Source organism: Acinetobacter sp. USHLN143, assembly GCF_037145695.1.
GTDB classification, from domain to species: domain Bacteria; phylum Pseudomonadota; class Gammaproteobacteria; order Pseudomonadales; family Moraxellaceae; genus Acinetobacter; species Acinetobacter fasciculus.
Window position 1 is genome coordinate 46,022 of sequence record NZ_JBBCWZ010000018.1, and the last position, 6,117, is coordinate 52,138.

Genomic DNA, 6,117 nt, shown 5'->3' on the forward strand with positions numbered 1-6,117 from the left:
TTATTTTTATTCAAGATTTTTGTCTTTGGGTCGTCACCGTACAGCCTACCGAAGCACTGATAATCGTGGCCAATGCCAGCCACTGTGTCCACAACAAGGTTTCACCCAGAAAAAATAGGCCTGAGAGTGCGGCAATGGCGGGTTCCAAACTCATCAAGGTACCGAAACTCAGTGCGCTTAAATTACGCAGTGCGATCATTTCTAGAGTGAAAGGCAGTGCACTAGCCAGTACTGCCAAAGCCACAAAATACAACAAACTCATCGGTTCAAAAGTATGTGCCGGCATGCCTGCAAAGAGTGCGATCGGCATCAGTACCAGCATGCCGACAAACATGCCTAAGCAGACAGTATGATTGCCAGAAACGCCTGAAGGTCTTTGGCCGGCAACGATATATAAGGCCCAGCAGGCACCTGCACCCAAGGCGAATGCCATCCCAATCGGGTCAAGCGGCTGGGCAGCCTGATCAAAAGGGAACAGTAGAATTAGCCCTAGAATCGCCAGTCCGACCCAGACAAAGTCGAATTTCTGACGTGCATAAAACAGGGCAACACTTAAGGGGCCAATAAATTCAAAAGAGACGGCAATCCCCAGCGGCAGGCGATCAATCGACAGGTAAAACAGTAGATTCATGCCAGCCAGGGCAAGGCCATAACTGATAATGGCCGGCCACTTGATCTGTCTGAAATGGATTTTCCAAATTTTAAAAATCAGTGCCAAAATCATAGCGCCTAACAGCAGACGCATTGCGGAAATAGTCAGAATGGGAAATTGACCGAACAGATATTTGGCAAAGGAGCCACTGCTTTGCATACTGATCATGGCGATCAACAGAATCAGCGGCGCTTGCACCATCGGTGCGATTTTAAAATTCAGCATGACTAAATAGGTTTCGATTGCTCGAATAGCGGAAGAGCAGCATAAGCTGAAAAAGGTTTAAAAATACAAACCTTAAAAACAAAAAACCACAGCCCGAGAGCTGTGGTTTTTCTACAATATTGAATTAGAACAATACGCGTGCGCGGATTGTACCTTCAACATTCGAAAGCATATCAAGTGCTTCATGAGATGCAGCAGCATCGACATCCATCACCAGGTAACCGACATCGCCTTTAGTCATCAGTGACTGACCAGAGATGTTGATGCCTTGTTCAGCAAACAGGTTGTTGATTTTAGACAATACGCCTGGAATATTTTGATGGATGTGCAGTAAACGGTGTTTGCCTTCAGTCAATGGCAATGCGATTTCTGGGAAGTTCACCGCAGATAAAGTCATACCTTTATCAGAATAAGCTACAAATTTCTCAGCTACTTCCAGACCGATGTTCGCTTGCGCTTCCATGGTCGAACCACCCACGTGCGGAGTCAGGATCACGTTTGGCAGGTTACGCAGTGGAGAAACAAATTCTTCACCGTTCGCCTTAGGTTCTTTCGGGAATACATCTACCGCAGCACCAGCAATATGACCAGATTTGATCGCATCCGCCAGATCTTCGATCACGACACAGGTACCACGTGCCGCGTTAATGAAGATCGAACCTTCTTTCATTTGCGCGAACTGATCTTTGGTCATGAAGTTACGTGTAGACGGAACATCAGGAACGTGTAAAGAAACCACATCGGCATTTGCCAAAAGTTCGCCCAAGCTACCGACTTGACGTGCATTACCTAAAGGCAATTTAGTCACTGTATCGAAATAGATCACTTTCATACCCATGCTTTCAGCAAGTACAGAAAGTTGTGAACCGATTGAACCGTAACCTACGATACCTAAAGTTTTACCACGTGTTTCGAACGAACCAACTGCAGATTTGTTCCAGCCGCCTGTGTGAGTGTCTGCTGATTTTTCAGGTACACGGCGTAGAAGAAGAATTGCTTCAGCAAGTACAAGTTCAGCGACTGAACGCGTATTTGAGTAAGGTGCGTTAAAGACTGGAATACCGCGACGCATTGCAGCGTCCAGGTTCACCTGGTTGGTACCGATACAGAAACAACCGACAGCAATCAGTTTGTTCGCAGCTTCAAAGACTTCTTCAGTCAATTGAGTACGGGAACGAATACCGACGAAGTGCGCATCTTTAATCGCTTCTTTCAACGCTTCACCCTCAAGCGCAGTTTTACGATAGTCGATGTTGGTATATCCAGCAGCATTTAAAGTGTCGATTGCATTCTGGTGAACGCCTTCTAACAACAAGAAACGGATTTTATCTTTAGGTAGAGATAGATGTTGGCTCATTACGGCTCCGCTACAAAGGCCAAATTTAGTCGCGGTATAATAGCACAGGAAAAGCGCACTTATACATTTCCTTGATGACCCTCACATCAGCTATTCTGGCAAGATATATTGATAATAATGATCATGATGGTTGATTTAAATCTGCATTTTCAAAGGTATATTATCAAAATTGTCATTTTTCGCAGGAAACACCAAAAAATAGCTTATAATATTGCGCCATGCTTTTAAAGCAGCGTGATCCGGTGCTTTAATAATCATGTTTCGCCTGATTTGTATCCATGTTTTTATGCATAAAAAATGTGCAAATGAACCAGCGAAGTCTCTCTTGTTTAAATCATGCTAGGTCTGCAAACGATGAATGCTCCAGTCGCTTTAACCCCTGAGTTATTGAACCAATTGACTGCAATTGTGGGTGAAAACCGTATTAAAACCGATACGGACAGCCTCCAGAATTGGGGTCGCGATCATACGAAGCACTTTGATCCAAACCCGTCAGTCGTCGTTTTTCCGTCGTCAACTGAGCAAGTTCAAGACATCGTAAAACTGGCGAACCAATTTAATGTTGCAGTGACTCCATCGGGTGGTCGTACCGGTCTTTCTGCAGGTGCAGTCGCAGCCAATGGCGAGATCGTGGTCAGCATGGACAAGATGAACCAGATTCTGGAGTTTTTCCCGGCAGATCGTATGGTGCGCGTACAGGCAGGTGTGGTGACTGAACAGTTACAGAACTATGCTGAAGAGCAGGGCATGTATTACCCAGTTGACTTTGCTTCGGCAGGTTCATCGCAAATTGGCGGTAACATCGGCACCAATGCTGGCGGCATCAAAGTGATTAAATACGGCATGACCCGTAACTGGGTACTTGGCCTGACCGTTGTGACGGGTAAGGGCGATGTATTGCGTCTGAACAAAGGTATGATCAAGAATGCAACCGGTTATGCGCTACAACATTTATTTATTGGTGGTGAAGGCACGCTGGGTCTGGTGACGGAAGCGGAAATCAAGCTTGAACGTCAACCGCAAGACCTGCAAGTGATGGTACTGGGTGTACCTGACTTTGATGCGATCATGCCGTTATTGCATGCCTTCCAGGCGAAAATTGACCTGACTGCATTTGAGTTCTTTGGTGAACTGGCGATGCAGAAAGTCTTGGCCCATGGTCACGTGCAACGTCCATTTGAAACTGAATGCCCATTCTATGTATTGCTTGAGTTTGAAGCGCCGTTTGAGCCGATTATGGACAAGGCGATGGAAATCTTCGAGCATTGCATGGAACAAGGTTGGGTACTGGACGGCGTAATGAGCCAAAGCCTGGATCAGGTAGAAAGTTTATGGCGTTTACGTGAAGATATTTCTGAATCTATCGCGCCATTTATTCCATACAAAAATGACATTTCCGTTCTGATCACGCACGTTCCTGCATTCATTAAAGAAATTGATGCGATTGTATCGACGAATTACCCAGACTTTGAAATCTGCTGGTTCGGTCATATCGGTGACGGTAACTTGCACTTAAATATCTTAAAACCTGCTGATTTGTCTAAAGATGAATTCTTTGCCAAATGTCAGGTGGTGAACAAGTATGTCTTTGATACCGTGAAAAAATATGACGGTTCAATTTCTGCGGAACATGGTGTGGGCATGACCAAGAAGCCATATCTTGAATATTCGCGTTCGGCGGAAGAAATTGAATATATGAAAGCTCTGAAAAAAGTGTTTGATCCAAATGGCATCATGAATCCGGGTAAACTTTTCGATCTTTAATCGGTCGGAATTGAAAAAAGCGCATCGAAAGGTGCGCTTTTTTATTGCTGTGTAAAGACAGTTACAGAGTCTAAATGGTTTTGTACTAAGAAGCTCGGCATGATAGGTTGGAATAAGAATGACGATAAAGGGTTAAATAATATGTTCCGGATATTGGCAGTCGCAACTCTCGCTTTTGGTATATTGGGTTCAGGCTGTGCAACTGCTCAACAGGTCATTGCAAAGGTACAGTCATCTTCGGATACGCCTTTGGAACAGGTTTTACAATTAAGACCGGACTTGCGTAAGGAACTGGCAACAGTTGAGTTGCGCCAGTTCTTTGACAAGGTAGAGTCGCCCACGATTGGACAGGTCAAAGTCACTGAAACTGGGTTAATGGATGATTCGGTACGTTCAGTACAGACCATTTATTATTTTAAACGGGAAGATAACAGCTGGATGCTGGAAAATACCGAGAAGTTGTATCGTTGTGCACGAGGTTCAAATACCAAGACTTTCCAGAAAGCAGTCTGTCCATAATAGTGTTTGATCTTTAGACAGATTTTGGTTAAAAGCGTATCTAGAGGATGCGCTTTTTTATTTGGAAGATTATCTCTACGATCAGTTATATTTATTCAGAGCGTTTGAATATCTCATCTGCTAAAATTATTTCTTTCTATTTTAGACAAAGTTCAGTCTGTTAAAACGGGCAGACTGACAATAAAAACTCCCATGCAAAATATCCACACCCAAAAACTGACCCGTGCCACACTTATGTTCCCGCTGGCACTGGTCCTGTTTGAATTCTCAGTCTATATATGTAATGACCTGATTCAACCGGCCATGCTGGCGATTACCCGTGATTTTGGCGTAAGTAGTTCATGGGCACCATCCTCCATGTCCTTTTTCCTGTTGGGTGGGGCATTTGTCGCAGCGATTCTGGGACCTTTGTCCGATCGTCTTGGACGTAAAATGGTACTGCTGGGTGGTGTGGCATTTTTCACGATTAGCTGTCTGGCTATTTTATTAACACCCAATATCGAAAGTTTCTTATTCCTGCGCTTTTTACAGGGCTTTGGCCTGTCCTTTATTACCGCCGTTGGTTATGCCGCCATTCAGGAAAGCTTTGAAGAACGTGATGCCATCAAAGTCATGGCACTGATGGCCAATGTGTCTTTGCTGGCACCTTTGCTAGGACCAGTGCTGGGTGCCTTTATGATTGATCATATCTCTTGGCATTGGGGCTTTATCGGTATCGCATTTCTGTCATTTCTGAGCTGGTTCGGCCTGAAAGCCAAAATGCCAAACCTGAAAGTCAGTATTCCCAGACAGCCGGTCAGCTATATTCTGGATGACTTTAAACAGGTTTTAAAAAATAAACGCTTTGTGATCATGACTGTAGCCTTGCCTTTGGTGAGTCTGCCCTTGATGTTATGGATTGCCCTGTCACCCGTGATTCTGGTCGAGCAATTTGGATTCAGTAGCGTGCAATATGGTCTGGCGCAGTTTCCGGTCTTGGGCGGCCTGATTGCAGGTAATCTGATTCTGCTAAAAATTATCGATAAAATACCGCTGGGCAAAACCGTATTATTGGGTCTGCCACTGATGTTGCTGGGTACCGGTTTATTGATGATGGGCTTATTGATTCCAGAATATTTTAGTCATTGTCTGATTATCGGCACCACTTGTATCAGTCTGGGTGAGGGTGTGAGTTTTTCGGTGCTGTATCGTTTTGCATTAATGTCTTCTGAAGTGTCCAAAGGCACGGTGGCTGCGACGGTTTCTATTATCCTGATGCTCAGCTTTTTTGTGGTGATTGAAGCAGTAAGGATGGCGTATGAAGCCTACGATATCTGGGCCTACTGTGCTGCCTCTTTGATTCTGATTGCACTCTGGTTTACTTTGCCGCGCATGCAGCTCAAACAGTTAATGCTGGAAAGACAGGAGCGTGGGGAGTTTTGATTCCTTATCGAGGGAACTTATAAATTATTGAAATCATATGTTCAGTATTGAATTTCCCTCTCCTAAAAGGCATAGGTATCTACACAATTCCTGAACTTTGCGTTAAATTGAAGAGCATGCTCTTCAATTTAACATCTCTGGCCTGGATCAGCGTCTTGTCAAGCGCTATAACAGCCTT

General features: G+C 44.5%; 5 protein-coding genes. 3 read left to right on the forward strand and 2 right to left on the reverse strand.

Translation table 11 applies throughout. From position 1 onward, the window contains the following. Positions 1-10: 10 nt before the first annotated feature. Both WFH18_RS07120 and serA read right to left on the reverse strand, forming a co-directional pair. Positions 11-877, reverse strand: a complete 867-nt coding sequence (locus WFH18_RS07120) for an EamA family transporter (RefSeq protein WP_005101265.1) — start codon at positions 875-877, stop codon at positions 11-13. Positions 878-1,001: 124 nt separating this feature from the next. Continuing rightward, complete coding sequence (serA, locus tag WFH18_RS07125) at positions 1,002-2,234, reverse strand: phosphoglycerate dehydrogenase (RefSeq protein ID WP_004732371.1); 1,233 nt, start codon at positions 2,232-2,234, stop codon at positions 1,002-1,004. Between the two features lie 354 nt (positions 2,235-2,588). On the opposite strand from serA, the gene WFH18_RS07130 reads away from it, so the two are divergent. The 3 genes from WFH18_RS07130 to craA all read left to right on the forward strand — a co-directional run bounded on the left by WFH18_RS07130 (position 2,589) and on the right by craA (position 5,939). Continuing rightward, on the forward strand, positions 2,589-3,998 hold the full coding sequence (locus WFH18_RS07130) for an FAD-binding oxidoreductase (RefSeq protein ID WP_004732367.1): 1,410 nt from the start codon (positions 2,589-2,591) through the stop codon (positions 3,996-3,998). 141 nt (positions 3,999-4,139) lie between these two features. Beyond that, positions 4,140-4,517, forward strand: a complete 378-nt coding sequence (locus tag WFH18_RS07135; protein WP_004281576.1) for a hypothetical protein — start codon at positions 4,140-4,142, stop codon at positions 4,515-4,517. Between the two features lie 192 nt (positions 4,518-4,709). Then, positions 4,710-5,939 carry a chloramphenicol efflux MFS transporter CraA gene (gene craA, locus WFH18_RS07140; protein WP_005101263.1) on the forward strand — a complete coding sequence of 410 codons (1,230 nt, stop codon included), beginning with the start codon at positions 4,710-4,712 and terminating at the stop codon, positions 5,937-5,939. Positions 5,940-6,117 lie beyond the last annotated feature (178 nt).